The sequence below is a fragment of the Pseudomonas sp. Eqa60 genome (assembly GCF_018326405.1).
GTDB classification, from domain to species: Bacteria; Pseudomonadota; Gammaproteobacteria; order Pseudomonadales; family Pseudomonadaceae; genus Aquipseudomonas; species Aquipseudomonas protegens.
Map to the genome: position 1 here is coordinate 1,025,214 of NZ_AP024342.1, position 18,637 is coordinate 1,043,850.

Sequence of the window (18,637 nt, forward strand, 5' to 3'; positions counted from 1 at the left end):
TCAGCCCTGTTGGATGCGCTGTTTGAAGGTCCGCGCGATGGCCTGCACGCCGGGCTGGTAATGCGCCTCTTCAATGGCAGCCAGGGCCAGTTGCAGGGCTTTTTCGGCGATCAGTTGATGCTGCTGGGCCATGGCATTGACCGGCAGCGGCAGGAAATCCAGCAACTGGGTATCGCCAAAGGTGCCCAGGCGCAGAGGCCGGGATTTCAGCGGGAAGTCGTGCAAGGCATCGAATACCCCTTGCAGCAGTACATAGGAGGTGGTCACCAGGGCGTCTGGCAGATGGCCCAGGCGCTGCAGCAATTCCTCCATCAGCTGGCGGCCGCAATCACGACTGAAGGCTTCGCCGTGCTCGATCAGCACCTCGCCGCCGAAACCCTCGAGGGCCTGGCGGAAACCGGCGGCGCGCTCCTGGCTGATGCTCAGTTCCGGGCGCGCACCGATCAGCACGATCTGCTTGGGCTCAGGCTCAAGCAGGCTCTGGGTCAGGTGCAGGCTGGCTTGCAGGTCATCGCTGATCACCGAGCAGAACAGCTCGGGCGGCATCACCCGGTCGATGGCGATGATCGGCAGGCCCTGGGCCTGCAACTGCTGGTAGCTGTCGTCTTCCGGCGGCAGGCAGCTGGCGACGAACAGCGCGTCGCAACGCCGGGCGCGGAACAGCTGGAGCAATTGCCGCTCGCTGTCCGGAGCGTCGTCGGAACTGGCGATCAGCAGCTGATACCCTCGGGCCCGGGCGCCTTGCTCCAGCAGCTTGGCGATGCGTGCGTAGCTGGGGTTCTCCAGGTCCGGGAGAATGAAACCCAAGGTACGGGTGTGCCGGCTGCGCAAGCCGGCCGCCTGGGGGTTGGGAGTAAAGCCGTGTTCTTCCACCACCGCCCGCACCCGTTCCACGGTGGCGTTGCTGATGCGTTGTTGTTCGGCCTTGCCGTTGATGACGTAACTGGCGGTGGTCACAGACACACCGGCCAGGCGAGCGATATCACTGAGTTTCAACCCGGGATTTCCTTGTTTTTGGTGCTTGCCCCGATATTTTCGCCAATCCTACCTGATCTGGGCAGGCGACCAACGTCGGAACCGGCAATCGACCAGAAGGACTTCAAGCGCTCGAGATTATGGAGTAACGTACCAAACTTGCTAGATTAAACGTTTCAGCAAGCGTATTTTCTAGGCCGAAGCCCGAACGGAAAACGCCCCTGCCAGGCACCGAGTCCCGTTTGTGGCAGTAAAGACGCCTACGCTGCTTACTTAAAACAATACCTAGCGCCGCCCCTGCCGCGCTAAATAGGAGAAGCCATGCTCGAGCTCACTGTAGAGCAGATATCCATGGGCCAGTCGGCTGTGGATAAGTCCGCGGCGTTGCACTTGCTGGCCGGCAAATTGGTGGCGGACGGCCTGGTGGCCGAGGGTTACCTGGCTGGCCTCCAGGCCCGCGAAGCCCAGGGCTCGACCTTTCTTGGCCAAGGCATCGCCATTCCCCATGGCACCCCGGAAACCCGCGACCAGGTCTTTGCCACCGGCGTGCGCCTGCTGCAGTTTCCCGACGGCGTGGATTGGGGAGACGGGCAGATCGTCTACCTGGCCATCGGCATCGCGGCTAAATCCGACGAGCACTTGCGACTCCTGCAACTCCTGACCCGCGCCCTGGGTGAAACCGACTTGGGCCAGGCCCTGCGCCGCGCCAGCTCTCCCCAGGCCCTGCTCAAGTTGTTGCAGGGCGCACCCCAGGAACTGGCGCTGGACGCACAGATGATCGGCCTCGGTGTGGCGGCGGAAGATTTCGAAGAACTGGTCTGGCGCGGTGCTCGCCTGCTGCGCCAGGCCGAGTGCGTGAGCAACGGCTTTGCCGCGGTGCTGCAACAGGTGGAGGCGCTGCCCCTGGGTGACGGCCTGTGGTGGCTGCACAGCGAGCAGACGGTGTTGCGCCCGGGGCTGGCGTTCGTCACCCCGGACAAACCCATCCGCTACCTGGGCCAGCCCCTCAGCGGCCTGTTCTGCCTGGCCAGCCTGGGGGAAGCCCACCAGGCCCTGCTGGAGCGCCTGTGTGCGCTGCTGATCGAAGGCCGTGGCCAGGAATTGGGCCGCGCCACCAGCAGCCGCGCAGTCCTGGAAGTGCTTGGCGGCGAGTTGCCTGCGGACTGGCCCAGCGCCCGCATCGCCCTGGCCAACGCCCACGGCCTGCATGCGCGCCCGGCCAAGGTGCTGGCGCAACTGGCAAAAAACTTTGAAGGCGAGATCCGCATCCGCATCGTCGATGGCAAGGATTCTGCGGTCTCGGTCAAAAGCCTGAGCAAGCTGCTGAGCCTCGGGGCCCGGCGTGGCCAGGTACTGGAACTGATCGCTGAACCCAGCATTGCCGCCGATGCCTTGCCCGCGTTACTGGCAGCCATCGAAGAGGGCCTGGGCGAAGAGGTCGAGCCATTGCCGGCTGTCAGCACGCCTCGGCAAGAGCCACAAGAGGTCGTCGAGCCGCTCAGCGCCCCGGCCTCCGGCAGCCTGATCCAGGCCATCGCCGCTGCGCCCGGCATCGCCATCGGCCCGGCCCATATCCAGGTCCAGCAAAGTATCGATTACCCACTGCGGGGCGAGTCCACCGCCATCGAGCGCCAGCGCTTGCAGCAGGCCCTGGCCGAGGTCCGCGAGGACATCCAGAGGCTGATCCAGCGCAGCCAGGCCAAGGCCATCCGCGAAATCTTCATCACCCACCAGGAAATGCTCGACGACCCCGAACTGAGCGATGAAGTGGACACCCGCCTCAAGCAGGGCGAAAGCGCCGAAGCGGCGTGGATGACCGTGATCGAAAGCGCCGCCAAACAGCAGGAAGCCCTGCAGGACGCCTTGCTCGCCGAGCGCGCCGCCGACCTGCGGGACATCGGCCGCCGGGTGCTGGCGCAACTGTGCGGCATTGAAACCCCGGCCGAGCCGGACCAGCCCTACATCCTGGTGATGGATGAAGTCGGCCCTTCGGACGTCGCGCGCCTCGATCCGACCCGGGTCGCCGGTATTCTCACCGCCCGCGGCGGCGCCACCGCCCACAGCGCCATCGTCGCCCGGGCCCTGGGGATTCCGGCCCTGGTGGGCGCGGGGGCCAGCGTGCTGCTGATCAAGTCCGGCACGTCCTTGCTGCTGGACGGCCAGCGCGGTCGCCTGCATGTCGACGCTGATAGCACGACCTTGCAACGGGCGGCCGAAGAGCGCGACAACCGCGAGCAACGGCTCAAGGCGGCCGCCGAACAACGCCATCAACTGGCCCATACCGCCGATGGTCACGCGGTCGAGGTGTTCGCCAATATCGGCGAAAGCGCCGGTGTCGCCGCCGCCGTGGAAAACGGCGCCGAGGGCATCGGCCTGCTGCGCACCGAACTGATCTTCATGGCCCATCCCCAGGCCCCGGACGAAGCCACCCAGGAAGCCGAATACCGCCGTGTACTCGACGGCCTCGCCGGGCGTCCGCTGGTGGTGCGCACCCTGGATGTGGGCGGCGACAAACCGCTGCCTTACTGGCCCATTGCCAAGGAGGAAAACCCCTTCCTCGGCGTGCGCGGCATCCGCCTGACCCTGCAGCGGCCACTGATCATGGAAGCGCAATTGCGCGCGTTGCTGCGCTCGGCGGACAACCGCCCGCTGCGGATCATGTTCCCCATGGTCGGCAGCGTCGAAGAGTGGCGCCAGGCCCGGGACATGACCGAGCGCCTGCGCCGGGAAATCCCCGTGGCCGACCTGCAACTGGGGATCATGATCGAAGTGCCGTCCGCCGCCCTGCTGGCGCCGGTGCTGGCCAAGGAAGTGGACTTCTTCAGCATCGGCACCAACGACCTGACCCAGTACACCCTGGCCATCGATCGTGGCCACCCGACCCTTTCCGCCCAGGCCGATGGCCTGCACCCGGCAGTGTTGCAACTGATCGACATCACCGTGCGTGCCGCCCACGCCCATGGCAAGTGGGTCGGGGTCTGCGGCGAGCTGGCGGCCGACCCGCTGGCGGTGCCGGTGCTGGTGGGCCTGGGGGTGGATGAACTCAGCGTCTCCGGACGCAGCATCGCCGAGGTCAAGGCGCGGATCCGCGAACTGCGCCTGGCCCAGGCACAAACCCTTGCTCAACAGGCCCTGGCCGTCGGCAGCGCCAACGAAGTGCGCGCCCTAGTGGAGGCCATGTAATGGCGAAGATTCTTACCCTGACCCTCAACCCGGCGCTGGACCTGACGGTGCAGCTGGCGCGCCTGGACACAGGGCAGGTCAACCGCAGCGACGCCATGTACACCCACGCCGCTGGCAAGGGCGTGAATGTGGCCCAGGTGCTGGCTGACCTCGGCCATCAACTGACCGTCAGCGGCTTTCTCGGGGAAAACAATCCACAGGCGTTTGACGCGTTGTTTGCCCAGCGCGGGTTTGTCGACGCCTTTATCCGTGTGCCCGGGGACACCCGCAGCAACATCAAGCTGGCCGAAAGCGACGGGCGCATTACCGACATCAACGGCCCTGGGCCCGAGGTTAGCGAAGCTGCGCAACAGGCCCTGCTTGAACGCCTGGAACAGATCGCTCCCGGGCATGACGCGGTGGTGGTGGCCGGCAGCCTGCCGCGTGGGGTCAGCCCCGAATGGTTCCAGGCCCTGCTGCTGCGTTTGAAAAACCTCGGTCTTAAAGTCGCCCTCGACACCAGCGGCGCCGCCTTGCGCGCCGGCCTGGCGGCAGGCCCCTGGCTGGTCAAGCCCAACACCGAAGAGCTGGCGGACGCCCTGGGCAGCCCGGTGGTTTCAGTGGCCGGGCAGGCCGAGGCTGCGCGCCAGTTGCACGCCCAGGGCGTCGAGCATGTGGTGATTTCCCACGGCGCCGAGGGGGTCAACTGGTTCAGCGCCGCGCCGTCCCTGCAGGCCTTGCCGCCCAAGGTCCGCGTGGTCAGCACCGTAGGCGCCGGCGACTCGCTGCTGGCGGGCATGCTCCACGGCCTGCTCAGCGCCCAGCCGTTTGAACAGACCCTGCGCACCGCCACGGCGATTGCCGCCATGGCCGTGACCCAGATCGGTTTCGGCATCAGCGACAGGGTGCAACTGGCCCGGCTGGAGCAGGGGGTGCGCGTGCATCCCCTCCTAGAACAATAAGAGGGTTGCCCATGAAGTTAGCCATAGTTACCGCCTGCCCCAACGGCATGGTCACCAGCGTGCTCTGCGCCCGCCTGCTGGACGCCGCGGCGCAGCGCCAGGGCTGGAGCACCAGCGTCGAAGTGCACGATGAAGCGCACCCGGAACGCCAACTCTCGGCGGCCACCATTGAGGCCGCCGAGTGGGTGCTGGTGGTCAGCACCGGGCCTGTGGATATGTTGCGTTTTGTCGGCAAGCGGGTGTACCGCAGCAGCCCGTCCCAGGCCCTGCAGGATGTCGATGCAGTGCTGCGTCGCGGTGCCGAAGAGGCCCAGGTCCATGTCGCCACCGAGGCCAGTGCCGAGCCGGTGCTCGAAACAGGCAAACGCGCCCCGCGGCTGGTAGCGATCACTGCCTGCCCGACTGGCGTGGCTCACACCTTCATGGCCGCCGAGGCCCTGCAGCAAACCGCCAAGCGCCTGGGCTACGACCTGCAAGTGGAAACCCAGGGCTCGGTGGGCGCGCGCAATCCGCTGAGCGCCCAAGCCATTGCCGAGGCCGACGTGGTGCTGCTGGCGGCGGACATCGAAGTGCCCACCGAGCGTTTTGCCGGCAAGCGCATTTATCGCTGCGGCACCGGCGTGGCCCTGAAACAGTCCGAGGCGACCCTGAACAAGGCCCTGGCCGAGGGCCGGCTGGAGTCCTCCGCAGCAGGCGCCCAGACACCGGCCAAACAGGAAAAGACCGGGGTCTACAAACACCTGCTGACCGGGGTGTCGTTCATGCTGCCGATGGTGGTGGCGGGCGGTTTGATGATTGCCCTGTCCTTCGTCTTCGGCATCACCGCCTTCAAGGAGGAGGGCACCCTGGCCGCGGCCTTGATGCAGATCGGCGGCGAGACCGCCTTCAAGCTGATGGTGCCGCTGCTGGCGGGTTACATCGCCTACTCCATCGCCGACCGCCCAGGCCTGGCGCCGGGAATGATCGGTGGCATGCTCGCCAGCACCCTGGGTGCGGGTTTTATCGGCGGCATCGTCGCCGGCTTCCTCGCCGGTTATGCGGCCAAGGCGATCAATAAATATGCGCGCTTGCCGCAAAGCCTGGAGGCGCTGAAACCTATCCTGATCATCCCGCTGCTGGCCAGCCTGTTCACCGGGCTGGTGATGATCTACGTGGTGGGCAAACCCGTGGCGGGCATGCTCGAAGCCCTGACCCACTTCCTCGACAGCATGGGTACCACCAACGCGATTCTGCTCGGGGTACTGCTGGGCGGCATGATGTGCGTCGACCTGGGCGGGCCGATCAACAAGGCGGCCTATGCGTTCTCGGTAGGGCTGCTGGCGTCCCAGAGCTATGCACCGATGGCCGCGACCATGGCGGCGGGCATGGTACCGCCCATTGGCCTGGGCATTGCTACCTTCATTGCCCGACGCAAATTTGCCCAGACCGAACGCGAAGCCGGCAAGGCCGCCCTGGTATTGGGCCTGTGCTTTATCTCCGAAGGCGCGATTCCGTTTGCCGCCAAGGACCCGTTGCGAGTGATCCCGGCGAGCATCGCCGGCGGCGCCCTGACCGGGGCTTTGTCGATGTACTTCGGCTGCAAACTGATGGCGCCCCACGGCGGCCTGTTCGTCATGCTGATCCCGAATGCCATCAACCACGCGTTGCTGTACCTGCTGGCGATTGTCGCGGGCAGCCTGCTGACGGCGGTGGTGTACGCGTTGGTGAAGCGGCCTGAGGCGGTGGAGCTCGCCCTGCAACCCACCTCTTCGTAGGAGCCGGCTTGCCGGCGAATAGGCCCTTGAGCCTTGCGCCGTTCCGGCCGACGCCTTCGCTGGCAAGCCAGCTCCTACGGAGGAGGGCGCGCCACCGCAATTCTGTAGGAGCCGGCTTGCCGGCGAAGAGGTCCTCAAGCCTTGCACCGTTCTGGCTGGCGAAGACGTCCTCAAGCCGGGCTCGTCCTTTTTCCTCGCCGCTCAACCTCGCCGCACCTGCTATTGCAGGCCGCGCCCCGGGCTTATTGCTGCTTTCTCCAGCGGCGACCGTCGGCCAAGTCTCTTTCTTTTGTAAGGGGTTTCCGAGACACTCCTTGGCGCTTGCGGCTGGGTACTCGGCTCACTAGGCTCGGTTCGTCACTGAATATTCGGTGATCGGGTTTAGCAGCCTGATTCCAAGACACGCAAGTATTGCCCCTGTCCCGGTTGGCTTTTGGCCTGCCGAGTTCTGTTATGGCGGCTGTGCGTGGGGCGCCCTTGGGTGCGCCGGATTCCTTGGACCGGTCTGCTAACCCGCGTACAGCTGCCACCTTACGTTTAGCAGCGTCAGGTGGTGGCTCCACCCCAAGGAGCTGCACCATGAAAAAGATCGTCCCCGATCCACCTGTTTGCCATCCTTCTTCCCGTCGTAATCCCGACCATGATCTGGCCAACGAAGTCGTTCGCCATGCACTGGCCAACACCCGCCCAAACGGCTCGTTGATCGCGGCTCTTCACCCCACCGCCGCGGCTCCTGCGGGCACCGACTCGCCCTTCACCGTCCTCCCCGGCATCAGCGCCGAGGAAGCCTTGCTCCACGTTTCCATGCTGCTCAAAGCCGCCGAAGAGGTGTCCGACGAGATCACCGAGCAGGCCAGCGGCGTCGAGCGTGGCCTGATCTGGTCCCTGGTGCATTCGGTGGAAATGGCCCGTGGCGTGGTCGATGCCTTGCTTGATGGCAATCGTCGTTCTTCCAGCTGAACGGTTTGATTTCTATGGCGAGGGAGCCGCTCCCTCGCTCCACCTTGGTCACTGCGTCACCATCACTTTTCTCACTAGGGCCTCAACCAAATAGGTTCAAAGGCTATAGTCTGAACCCTGCCGATCGGATGCTTGGGACTGACCCTCTTCTTGGAGGAGGGATAAGCCCTATGTAAAATCAATCACTTACAGATGCTTCTAAAAAGAGGGTCTGGCAGGTTGTTTGGCTGATTGTTCTTTTAAGTCATGGGGTTACGAAGTAATTTGTCTAGTTCACTGCCGTGTAGGCAGCTCAGAAAACCACCAGGCGCACCCCGGCGGCCGCGACTTCGTTCACTGCCGTGTAGGCAGCTCAGAAAACCTCGGTACTGACCGACCTGGAAGGCAAGACGTTCACTGCCGTGTAGGCAGCTCAGAAAACAGCGCCAGGCGCAGCATCCCACGCGATGGTGTTCACTGCCGTGTAGGCAGCTCAGAAAAATGTAACGCAGCGCCTGATCAGGCCTGAAGAGTTCACTGCCGTGTAGGCAGCTCAGAAAATCGAGAGCATCGATCTGGTCCTGCAGGCCGTGTTCACTGCCGTGTAGGCAGCTCAGAAAAGCGTCGGAGTCTGGTCGGTCTGGTCCGCTATGTTCACTGCCGTGTAGGCAGCTCAGAAATACGCCGATGCTGTCATAGATCAGGGCGGTAGGTTCACTGCCGTGTAGGCAGCTCAGAAAACTGACTCCGTGCACGGCGTCATGGTTGTTCGGTTCACTGCCGTGTAGGCAGCTCAGAAAGCCGCCGTCCTCTCACCACGTTACACATCCGGGTTCACTGCCGTGTAGGCAGCTCAGAAAAACCTCGCGACGTTCAAGACCTTCACTTGCTCGTTCACTGCCGTGTAGGCAGCTCAGAAAAACGACCCGACCCAGAAACCAGGTCAGCAAAAGTTCACTGCCGTGTAGGCAGCTCAGAAAACGATGTGGGGTTGATCGGGGTGATCGCTGGGGTTCACTGCCGTGTAGGCAGCTCAGAAAGAACCGGTCAGGATGTTTTCACCCAGCTGCAGGTTCACTGCCGTGTAGGCAGCTCAGAAATACCAGCAGGGAACCGGGATGGCCTACGCCAAGTTCACTGCCGTGTAGGCAGCTCAGAAAAGGACCACGTCGCCGTCCTTGGGCGACTCGATGTTCACTGCCGTGTAGGCAGCTCAGAAATGTGTCAGAGCCTGTGCTGGTCACTGCTGTTGGTTCACTGCCGTGTAGGCAGCTCAGAAATGCACACGTCAACCCAGAACCAGTACCGGTCCGTTCACTGCCGTGTAGGCAGCTCAGAAACAGTCGCGACAGATCGGCTCCGTCATCGAGCAGTTCACTGCCGTGTAGGCAGCTCAGAAAAGGGGCGTGGGGATGCCCAGCCAGTCGTCGGAGTTCACTGCCGTGTAGGCAGCTCAGAAAAAGTACACCATCGCTTACAGCAAAAATGATGTGTTCACTGCCATGTAGGCAGCTCAGAAAGCACATGGCTAAGCGCTGCGCCGATCAGGATGGTTCACTGCCGTACAGGCAGCTAAAAATCTGGCCCACAAGCATTGAGTAGCAACCGGTGACCTCCAAACTTCGCCAGCAGGTTTGCCCGGCAGTTCTATTTGCACTGGAGCGAGGCAACGATCTGATTTTCCAAACTGGCATAGACGAACAACCCGACATTGCTTATAACCGCTACCGCTCAATGGACGATGCAGCAGGCGGCTCTCTCTCATGGAAGACATCAGCTCCGCAGATCTAAAAACGATTCTTCATTCCAAGCGCGCCAATATTTATTACCTGCAGCACTGTCGAGTACTGGTCAATGGTGGTCGGGTCGAGTATGTAACCGATGCCGGCAAGCAGTCGCTGTACTGGAATATCCCAATTGCCAATACCACGACCGTGCTACTGGGGACCGGTACATCAGTCACCCAGGCAGCCATGCGCGAATTGGCCAAGGCTGGCGTTCTGGTGGGGTTTTGCGGGGGCGGTGGCACGCCGTTGTTCAGCGCCAATGAGATCGATATCGAAGTCGCTTGGTTTTCCCCGCAAAGCGAATATCGTCCCACTGAGTATCTGCAACGCTGGGTGCGGTTCTGGTTCGATGAGCAACATCGTCTAGAGGCGGCCAAGGCTTTCCAGAGGTTACGCCTGGACTGCATTCGGCAGCATTGGCGCTCGCAGGGGCCCCTGGCAAAAGCCGGTTTCGACATCGACTCTTCGGCGCTGGAGTCCGCCTTGGCGCAGTCGCTGACGTCATTGAGCGGCGCCTCGGATGTTACTTACCTGCTGACCGAAGAGGCCCGCCTGACCAAGCGCCTGTTCAAGTTGGCCGCAACGGCAACCGCCTATGGCGATTTCGTCCGGGCCAAAGGTGGCAGTGGCGTAGATCCAGCCAATCGATTTATCGATCACGGTAACTACCTGGCCTACGGTTTGGCTGCGACCGCCACCTGGGTGCTGGGGTTGCCCCATGGGCTGGCGGTGCTGCATGGCAAGACTCGCCGTGGGGGCCTGGTTTTTGATGTGGCTGATTTGGTGAAGGATGCACTGGTGTTGCCTCAGGCTTTTCTGTCGGCCAAGCGAGGTGATGACGAGCAAGCTTTCCGCCAGGCTTGCATTGACAACCTGACTCGCGGTGAAGCCCTGGATTTCATGATCGACAGCCTCAAGGCTATCGCTCAGCAGATGGAGCGACGGGCTTTATGAACGTCATGCTGATCTGTCAGTGCGATAAAAAAGCCCTGGTGCAAAGCCGGCGAATTCTTGATCAGTTTGCCGAGCGACGTGGCGAGCGTACTTGGCAAACACCTATCACGCAGGCCGGCCTGGATACCCTCAGGCGCCTGCTCAAGAAAAGCGCCCGACGCAATACTGCGGTGGCCTGCCACTGGATTCGTGGGCTGGATCACAGCGAGCTGCTGTGGATCGTCGGTGACGCCAAGCGTTTCAATGAACAGGGGGCGGTACCGACTCATACCACTACGCGCAATGTGCTGCGCAAAGACGATGAAAATGATTGGCATTGTGCTGAAGACATCTCGCTGCTGACGCAGATGGCGGCGCTGCTGCATGACTTGGGCAAGGCCAGCATTGCCTTTCAGAAAAAACTGCGCCTGCGCAGTCTGGAAAGGAACCTGTATCGCCATGAGTGGGTGTCACTGCGTTTGTTCCTGGCGTTCGTTGGTTCTGATGATGATCCCAGCTGGTTGCGGCGGCTGGCGGCGCCCACTGACGAGGATGACAGCAGTTGGCTGGCGGCGGGCCGTTATCAGCGCGATGGGCTGGATGCCGCGACGAAACCGCCATTTAAACAGCTTGCGCCCTTGGCGGCTGCCATTGCCTGGCTTGTGGTCAGTCACCACCGTTTGCCCACACTACCTAGCTGGAATGAGAGCAAGAAAGGAGAACAACAATGGCTGGGCAAGAAGTCTGCTCGCTTCAATCCGTCGATGCTGGACAACCTGATCGAGGGCATCACCCACGAGTGGAATGAGTGCAGTCGCCCTGCCTCTATCGAGGACGTCGAGGTTTTTTGGCAGTTCGAGCATGGGCTGCCGGTGACTTGGCCCAAATGGCGCGCGCAGGCTGCGAAGATCGCCAATCGCCTGCTGACACTGCAAGCCAAGCCCGGTCATGGCGACTGGCTGAATAACCCCTATGTCATGCATCTGGCCCGTATGAGCCTGATGCTGAGCGATCACTACTACTCCGGCTTGCCGCCCGAGTCGGGCCAACGGGTAAAGGGAGATGGCCTGCATCCTTTATTTGCCAACACGCATATCGATGGCCAACTCAAACAGCCCCTGGACGAACACCTGCTCGGGGTAGCGCGCATGGCCCGCAGCGTTGTTCACGGTCTGCCCGGTTTCGAGCGTCATTTGCCCCGCTTGGCCCGTCATCCAGGTTTGCGCAAACGCTCCGGTGCCCCTCGCTTCAGTTGGCAGGACAAGGCCGCGGATGCCGCAACAAGCATGCGTGCGGAGGCACAACAGCACGGTGCCTTTATCGTCAACATGGCCTCCACCGGATGCGGCAAGACGCTGGCCAATGCCCGAATCATGTATGCCCTGGCCGACCCGCAGATTGGGATGCGTTGTACCTTCGCCCTGGGCCTGCGCACCCTGACCCTGCAAACCGGTCACAGCTACCGCGAGGATCTGAACCTGGGTGAAGACGACCTGGCCATCAGGGTAGGAGGTTCTGCAAGCCGGGCCTTGTTCGACTACTACCAAGCCGAGGCCGAGGCCTGCGGATCGGCCTCTACCCAAGCCCTGATCGAAGAGGACAGCCATGTGCGTTATGAGGGCGCCATGGAAGCCCACGGCCTGTTGTCCAAGGTGATGAATAATCCCCAGATCACGGCCCTGCTCAACGCGCCGATGCTGGTGTGCACCATCGATCACCTGATGCCCGCTACCGAAGCACAGAGAGCCGGTAGGCAGATAGCGCCCATGTTGCGCCTGCTCAGCAGTGACCTGGTTCTCGATGAGCTCGATGACTTCGACCTTGCCGACCTGCCTGCGCTCACGCGTCTGGTGTATTGGGCCGGGCTGTTGGGCACCCGTGTGCTGCTCTCATCGGCGACCCTTCCTCCGGCCCTGCTGGAGGGCATGTTCCAGGCTTATCGTGCCGGGCGTCTGCATTACCGGCGCAATCGAGGAGAGCCCGGTACTTCCGTCAGTGACATCCCTTGCCTGTGGGTCGATGAGTTCGGTTCCCACAAGGGCGCTTGCAGCAGTGCCGAGAGTTTTGTCCAGCACCACCATGTATTCGTTGGGCGCCGTGTTCAGGCGCTTGAGGGCACCGAACCACGACGACGCGGCGAACTCATTCCCCTGAAGATCGATGCGCAGCCTGTAGGGGCTATGCGTCGTGTTTTCGCTGAACACGTCCAGGCGGCGATGCTGCAAGCGCATGCGCGCCATGCCGAGGCATGTCCGTACAGTGGCAAGAAAATTAGCGTTGGCCTGGTGCGCATGGCGAACATCGAACCCTTGTTCGACGTTGCCCAAGCCCTGTTCGCTCTGGGGGCTCCAGTTGGCCAGCGGATTCATCTGTGCGTTTATCACTCGCGTTTTCCGCTGCTGTTGCGTTCGGCCATCGAAGCTCAGTTGGACAGTTGCCTGAACCGTAGGGAGCCGAATGCACTGTACGCCCTTCCGCAGATACGCCAGTTGATTGATCAGTACCCCGAGCAGGATCAGTTGTTTGTGGTGCTGGGGTCGCCAGTTACCGAAGTAGGGCGCGACCATGACTACGACTGGGCAGTGGTCGAGCCGTCATCGATGCGTTCACTGATCCAGCTCGCCGGTCGTGTACAGCGCCACCGTGATCGTCCCTGCCAGAGCGCCAATGTCCTGGTGTTCGATAGCAATCTGCGACATTTCGAGCAGCCAGGCGCCGCGGCCTTTATCCGGCCTGGCTTCGAGAGTGAGAGTGGCCAGCGCGAACACCCTTGGCGCCTGGCCAGCCATCGCCTTGCTCAATTGGTGGATCAGGCCGATTACCAGTGCATCAGTGCCCGCCCTCGAATCCAGCCCAGGGCCACCGAGACTTGGCGCCCAAGGCACAACCTGGTGGATCTGGAGCATGCGCGGATCAGTGCGCAGATGCTGCCCAAGGATCGACGCGGCTTGGGCAAACCGACACCGCGCGGGGTCAAGCCTGCCTCCTTCGACCTGGATGCGGCCTGCGCGTGGCAGTACCCCCAGGCCGCCCTGACCTGGGCCTTGCCACAGCAGCAACCTTTCCGCGAAAGCTCCGTCAGGGAAATCGAGGTGCTCTGGTTGCCGGACGAGGATGAAGAAAACCTGGTGTTGCACCGCATCCATGAAAAATACGCCCCTGGATCAACCGAGGCTTACGTTCCCGTGACGAATCTGCTGGACGAGATCGATCTAGATAGCCTATCAGGCCCGCGCATCGCCCCCTGGGGTCAGCACGACCTGATGCAACTGCTGGTTCGACAAACCGAGGTGCAGGGTATTTCGCTGCGGGCCTGTGCCGAGCGGTTTACCACTGCCAAGCTGATCGACAGCACCCAGGGCTGGCATTTTCATCCGGTGCTGGGCTTTGGCAGAAAACACTGAGCCATGACTTATGTCCACGAATAACAAGTTTCTTGAAGGATGATGGGCAGATTGTTAAAAAAACGCGATAGCTAAGTGCTATCTCGAACCGTTACGGACTTGCCATCGACAAGTTCTCTCTGCAGGGAAGGGACATGAACGAAGGATCGAATCAAGCGGCACGCTCCACGCTTTTTCGCAACACAATCACCACGTTCATCAATGAGCGACGCGACGCAAAACTGAAAGGTGATGAGGCAGGTGATGCAACGAAGTACGAATACAGCACCTGGCTCGCCGACGCCGCCCGCCGAGTAACGCAAATCCAGGCCGTTACCCATGTCCTCAAAGCCACCCACCCCGATGCTCGCGGTAGCAGCCTGCATGCCGCTCCGCAGACGCTGACGCAGCATCAGGAGATCGGTACCCATGTACTGGCTAGCGACTACGTTGATGACATCGTGGGGAATGCCGCGGCGCTGGATGTGTACAAGTTTCTCAAGCTGGAGGTGGAAGGGGCGCGGCTGCTGGACTGGCTGCAGCTGGACGACGTTGATCTGCTGGCCGCCCTGAGCCCGGATCCGACCTTGGCGCAAAACTGGGCCCAGGCCTTCAAGGGGTTGATTCGCTCGAACGAAACGCTGATTTCCCACAGCCTGGCCAAGCAGGTTTTCTGGTGTGTTTCGGGCGAGCCGAGCGACGATGCCGGCTTTGAATTGTTGCAACCGATGTTTCCCAGCAGCCTGGTGCATGCCGTACACGCTGATATCAACGAGCACCGCTTCGGCGAGGCCAGCAAAGCAGCACGTTTGGCCAGGCGTAATCGTCAACTCCACACAGGAACTTACGGCGATTACCCGCAACTGGTGGTGCGCAAACTCGGGGGGACCAAACCGCAGAACATCAGCCAGCTCAACAGTGAACGTGGTGGCGTGAATTATCTGTTGGCTTCCCTTCCGCCGCTTTGGAAGCAGCACCCCGGCAGCGCTCTGCATCTGGATTCGGCCTTCAGCCGCCTGCGGCGTTTTGAGGACGTGGATGAGTTGATCGAGGCCCTTTGCACACTGCTTCAGGCCACCCCTCAGTCCACCATGCACACCCGACTTCGGCGTGAGCGTATAGAACGCGCGCTGGGACGTGCCCTGGCGGCCTTTGGCCTGAGCTTTCGCGCCTCTCTACCCGCCGGCTGGAGCCGTGATGGTCAATGCCGGCTGGCGCTGTGTGAGCAGCTTTGGCTCGATCCGCAACGCGCTCAATTGCCGCCGCGTGAGGGGCACATGGAAGCAGACCAAGCCTTTACTGCAGCCTTTGCCCGACAGGCCTGGGCGGAAGAAGTCGCCCACCGCTTTGGTAACTGGCTGAACGGGATTTTGCTGCAACGCGGCTTGCCGGTAGGCGATACCGAACAGGCGCATTGGGCCAGGCAGGCGGTTATCGAAGCCGAAACATTACAGTCCTGGGCAGTTGATGAAGCCGCTGTGGAGGTGACGCATGGCTGAGTGTCCACACTTTGAACACCTGCTGGTCATCCCTCATCTGTGGGTGCAAAACGCCAACAGCCTCTCCAGCCCCCTGACCCATGGATTTCCCTCTATTACGGCTTTCCTGGGGTTGATGTGGGCATTGGAGAGGAAAACTCATGCAGCGGGCCTGGACTTGCAATTCAACGCGGTCAGCGTGGTCGCCCATCATCACGAAGAACAAGTGACCCACGGCGACTTCGTCAACACCCTGCGCCTGACCCGCAACCCCCTCAACAGAGATGGCAGCACCGCGGCAATCGTTGAGGAAGGTCGGATCCACCTGCAGATCAGCCTGGTGTTTGCCGTACAAAGCCAAGCGCTCAGTGACCAGGGCGATGGCAGACTCATCGCGCAGCAGGTACGCGAACTATTGATGCAGATGCGCATCGCGGGAGGCAGTGTGCTCCCTTCGAGCGCCCCGCATCGCAAGCAGCAACCTTATGCGATTCCCATGACCGGTGACGAAGAGGCGCGTGAGCGGCTGTTCTATGAGACCAAGCTGCGCCTGCTGCCTGGGTTTGTGCTGGTAGAGAGGCAAGATCTTCTGCGGCAGCGTCATCAGGACCTGCAAGCCAGCCAGCCCCAGGCCACGCTACTGGATGCCTGGCTGTTGCTGTCACGGATCAACTGGTCCAGCGTTACCCCTGCGAGCGAATGCGAATCCCCACGCCACACTGAATGGACCAACGATCGCAAGGGCCTGGGGTGGATAGTGCCCATCCCTTTGGGCTATGGCGCGCTCACCCCACTTCAGGCAGCCGGCTCGGTTGCTCGCGCACGTGATGCCCAGACCCCGTTCCGTTTCGTGGAAAGCCTCTATGGCGTGGGCCAGTGGATCAGCCCCCACCGCCTGCAATCGGTGCAGCAGTTGCTCTGGTACGCCGACTACCAAAGTGACGAGGGGCTGTACCGCTGCCGTAACGACTACCGTGCGCAATCAATGTCCCACTTCGACTGATAGCCCTTTTGAGCAAAGGAATACGAACATGAGCAATGACGCCCTGAAAACCGCTTCTGTCCTGGCCTTCGAACGTAAGCTTGATCCGTCCGATGCGTTGTTCCACGCCGGGGACTGGCAATCCCGAAATCATTGGGTGCCTGTCGTCGTGCGCGAAAAATCCGTACGCGGGACCATTTCCAACCGTCTCAAAACCAAGGATATGGACCCGGCCAAGCTGGATGCCGCGATTGAAAACCCCAACCTGCAAACCGTGGATGTTGCCACTCTGCCCCACGATACCGACACCCTGCGGGTTACTTTTACCCTGCGCGTACTGGCAGGTACCGGCCAGCCCTCGGCCTGCAACGATTTTGCCTACCGGAAAAAACTGCTGGATACCGTGCAGGGCTATGTACAGGCCAACGGTTTCAACGAGTTGGCGCGCCGCTACGCTCATAACCTGGCCAACGGACGTTTTCTGTGGCGCAACCGAATGGGCGCCGAGCAGGTGCAGGTCGAGGTCGACCATCTGGTCGCTGGCAGCAGCGCTTCGCAATGGACCTTCGACAGTTTGAGTCTGACATTGCGTCATTTCGACGAGGAGGGTGCTCACGGCGACGCCTTGCAGCAACTTGCGCAGTTGATCGCCAAGGGGTTGGCTGGCGAGCAGCATGTGCTGTTGCGGATCACTGCCTATGCCCGCATAGGCGCCGGGCAGGAAGTTTTTCCCTCCCAGGAGCTGATTCTGGATCGGGGGCGCGGCGACAAGAGCAAAACGCTGTACAGCGTTGAAAATATCGCTGGCATTCACTCGCAGAAAATCGGCAACGCACTGCGTAGCATCGACACCTGGTATCAGGAGGCAGACGACAACGGGCCGATTGCCGTGGAACCCTATGGTTCGGTGACCACCCAAGGCAAAGCCTATCGCCAGCCACGCGGCAGCAAGGATGACTTCTACACCTTGCTGGATGGCTGGGTCTTGAAAGATCAGGTGCCGCCCGTTGAACAGCAACACTTCGTGATTGCCACCTTGATTCGGGGCGGCGTCTTCGGTGAGGCGGGTTGAGCCATGGACCACTACCTCGACCTGAAACTGCTGCCCGACCCTGAATTTCCGCCGACGCAGTTGATGAGTGCGCTACTCAATAAACTTCATCGCGCGCTGCATGACGTGCGGCGAAACGATATCGGCATCAGTTTTCCCGATACTCGACACTCGATCCGCCACCTCGGCTCGCACTTACGCCTCCATGGGAGCTGCGAAGCCTTGGACCAATTGTTGGCCATCAATTGGCTGACGGGCATGCGCGACCATGTGCAGATCGGCCAGCTATGCCCTGTTCCGGCATCGGTGCAGCATCGCCATGTCTGCCGGGTGCAGGTCGACAGCAATCCCGAACGCCTGCGGCGCCGCCTGATCAAGCGTCACGGGCTTTCTGAGGACGAGGCACGCCGGCGTGTTCCCGATACAGCCGCGAAAAGCTGTGACCTGCCTTTTGCTGTCATGCGCAGTCATACCAATCATCAAGTGTTCCACTTGTTCATCCGCCACGGCCCGCTTCTTGATCAACCACAAGCAGGAACATTCAACGCTTATGGCTTGAGTTCAAGCGCAACGGTGCCTTGGTTTTAACCCTTTTTTCTGGGTGGACTGAGCCCTCTTGTAAAATCAATGACTTACAAGGGGGATCAGAAAAAGGGTATGTGGAGTCTTTGGACGCCTTTTCTAAGCGCAATCAGAGGGTTATGGAAAAAATGCTCTAGTTCACTGCCGTGTAGGCAGCTAAGAAAACCCTGGACCCTGGAATGAAGCGAATGCCTGAGTTCACTGCCGTGTAGGCAGCTAAGAAAAAACAGCGCAACGCTTATTGCCGACGATGAAAGTTCACTGCCTCGTAGGCAGCTAAGAAAAATATGCAGGATAATGGCCTAGGCACCGATGCGTTCACTGCCGTGTAGGCAGCTAAGAAAAACCCGTAACGCGAGTTAACGAGCTTGTGATTGTTCACTGCCGTGTAGGCAGCTAAGAAAAGTCATTGAGATCAGGTTGCCCTGGCCTCCGCGTTCACTGCCGTGTAGGCAGCTAAGAAACTATCCGCCAGGGCAGAGCCGAGCGCGCCGACGTTCACTGCCGTGTAGGCAGCTAAGAAATTGAAGTCGCCGGCGTCCATGCGCCAGACCATGTTCACTGCCGTGTAGGCAGCTAAGAAAACATAAACTGCGCGGACCAGGTGCCGAAGTGGGTTCACTGCCGTGTAGGCAGCTAAGAAAAGTAG

General features: G+C 61.3%; 11 protein-coding genes and 2 CRISPR repeat arrays (1 of these 13 running past the window's edge). Of the genes, 10 read left to right on the forward strand and 1 reads right to left on the reverse strand.

The features are described from left to right. Positions 1-996 carry a catabolite repressor/activator gene (gene cra / locus KI242_RS04520; protein WP_011059214.1) on the reverse strand — a complete coding sequence of 332 codons (996 nt, stop codon included), beginning with the start codon at positions 994-996 and terminating at the stop codon, positions 1-3. A gap of 300 nt (positions 997-1,296) precedes the next feature. Here cra and ptsP point away from each other — a divergent pair, with 300 nt between their 5' ends. From ptsP to cas6f, 10 genes are all read left to right on the forward strand, one after another. Continuing rightward, positions 1,297-4,158 (forward strand): phosphoenolpyruvate--protein phosphotransferase, encoded by a 2,862-nt coding sequence (gene ptsP / locus KI242_RS04525; protein ID WP_053156338.1) that lies wholly within the window; start codon positions 1,297-1,299, stop codon positions 4,156-4,158. Further along, a complete protein-coding gene (pfkB, locus tag KI242_RS04530) occupies positions 4,158-5,099 on the forward strand; it encodes a 1-phosphofructokinase (RefSeq protein WP_011059216.1) in 942 nt (313 codons plus the stop codon). The genes ptsP and pfkB overlap by 1 nt, the downstream gene beginning before the upstream one ends. Before the next feature lie 11 nt (positions 5,100-5,110). Beyond that, positions 5,111-6,853 (forward strand): PTS fructose-like transporter subunit IIB, encoded by a 1,743-nt coding sequence (locus tag KI242_RS04535; protein ID WP_212805950.1) that lies wholly within the window; start codon positions 5,111-5,113, stop codon positions 6,851-6,853. 579 nt (positions 6,854-7,432) lie between these two features. Beyond that, entirely contained in the window at positions 7,433-7,813 is a 381-nt protein-coding gene (locus KI242_RS04540) for a hypothetical protein (protein WP_212805951.1), read from the forward strand. Positions 7,814-8,084: 271 nt separating this feature from the next. Beyond that, positions 8,085-9,372: direct repeats of the CRISPR family, unit length 28 nt; unit sequence GTTCACTGCCGTGTAGGCAGCTCAGAAA. A 183-nt stretch (positions 9,373-9,555) separates the two neighbouring features. Next, a complete protein-coding gene (cas1f, locus tag KI242_RS04545; RefSeq protein ID WP_212805952.1) occupies positions 9,556-10,533 on the forward strand; it encodes a type I-F CRISPR-associated endonuclease Cas1f in 978 nt (325 codons plus the stop codon). Continuing rightward, on the forward strand, positions 10,530-13,916 hold the full coding sequence (gene cas3f / locus KI242_RS04550) for a type I-F CRISPR-associated helicase Cas3f (protein ID WP_212805953.1): 3,387 nt from the start codon (positions 10,530-10,532) through the stop codon (positions 13,914-13,916). Before cas1f ends, cas3f begins: the two co-directional genes overlap by 4 nt. 134 nt (positions 13,917-14,050) lie before the next feature. Further along, positions 14,051-15,394, forward strand: coding sequence for a type I-F CRISPR-associated protein Csy1 (csy1, locus tag KI242_RS04555; RefSeq protein WP_212805954.1), 1,344 nt, complete (start codon positions 14,051-14,053; stop codon positions 15,392-15,394). Then, positions 15,387-16,376, forward strand: a complete 990-nt coding sequence (gene csy2, locus KI242_RS04560) for a type I-F CRISPR-associated protein Csy2 (RefSeq protein WP_212805955.1) — start codon at positions 15,387-15,389, stop codon at positions 16,374-16,376. The genes csy1 and csy2 overlap by 8 nt, the downstream gene beginning before the upstream one ends. Positions 16,377-16,404: 28 nt before the next feature. Further along, on the forward strand, positions 16,405-17,427 hold the full coding sequence (csy3, locus tag KI242_RS04565; protein WP_212805956.1) for a type I-F CRISPR-associated protein Csy3: 1,023 nt from the start codon (positions 16,405-16,407) through the stop codon (positions 17,425-17,427). A gap of 3 nt (positions 17,428-17,430) precedes the next feature. Continuing rightward, positions 17,431-17,994 carry a type I-F CRISPR-associated endoribonuclease Cas6/Csy4 gene (gene cas6f / locus KI242_RS04570; RefSeq protein ID WP_212805957.1) on the forward strand — a complete coding sequence of 188 codons (564 nt, stop codon included), beginning with the start codon at positions 17,431-17,433 and terminating at the stop codon, positions 17,992-17,994. A gap of 130 nt (positions 17,995-18,124) precedes the next feature. Beyond that, a CRISPR array of direct repeats spans positions 18,125-18,637; the repeat unit is 28 nt; unit sequence GTTCACTGCCGTGTAGGCAGCTAAGAAA (it continues 116 nt past the right edge of the window).

Bases quoted from the DNA above. Each gene is read 5' to 3' on its own strand.
- ptsP (WP_053156338.1), top strand. From the start codon at position 1,297: ATGCTCGAGCTCACTGTAGAGCAGATATCCATGGGCCAGTCGGCTGTG.
- pfkB (WP_011059216.1), top strand. From the start codon at position 4,158: ATGGCGAAGATTCTTACCCTGACCCTCAACCCGGCGCTGGACCTGACG.
- KI242_RS04535 (WP_212805950.1), top strand. From the start codon at position 5,111: ATGAAGTTAGCCATAGTTACCGCCTGCCCCAACGGCATGGTCACCAGC.
- KI242_RS04540 (WP_212805951.1), top strand. From the start codon at position 7,433: ATGAAAAAGATCGTCCCCGATCCACCTGTTTGCCATCCTTCTTCCCGT.
- cas1f (WP_212805952.1), top strand. From the start codon at position 9,556: ATGGAAGACATCAGCTCCGCAGATCTAAAAACGATTCTTCATTCCAAG.
- cas3f (WP_212805953.1), top strand. From the start codon at position 10,530: ATGAACGTCATGCTGATCTGTCAGTGCGATAAAAAAGCCCTGGTGCAA.
- csy1 (WP_212805954.1), top strand. From the start codon at position 14,051: ATGAACGAAGGATCGAATCAAGCGGCACGCTCCACGCTTTTTCGCAAC.
- csy2 (WP_212805955.1), top strand. From the start codon at position 15,387: ATGGCTGAGTGTCCACACTTTGAACACCTGCTGGTCATCCCTCATCTG.
- csy3 (WP_212805956.1), top strand. From the start codon at position 16,405: ATGAGCAATGACGCCCTGAAAACCGCTTCTGTCCTGGCCTTCGAACGT.
- cas6f (WP_212805957.1), top strand. From the start codon at position 17,431: ATGGACCACTACCTCGACCTGAAACTGCTGCCCGACCCTGAATTTCCG.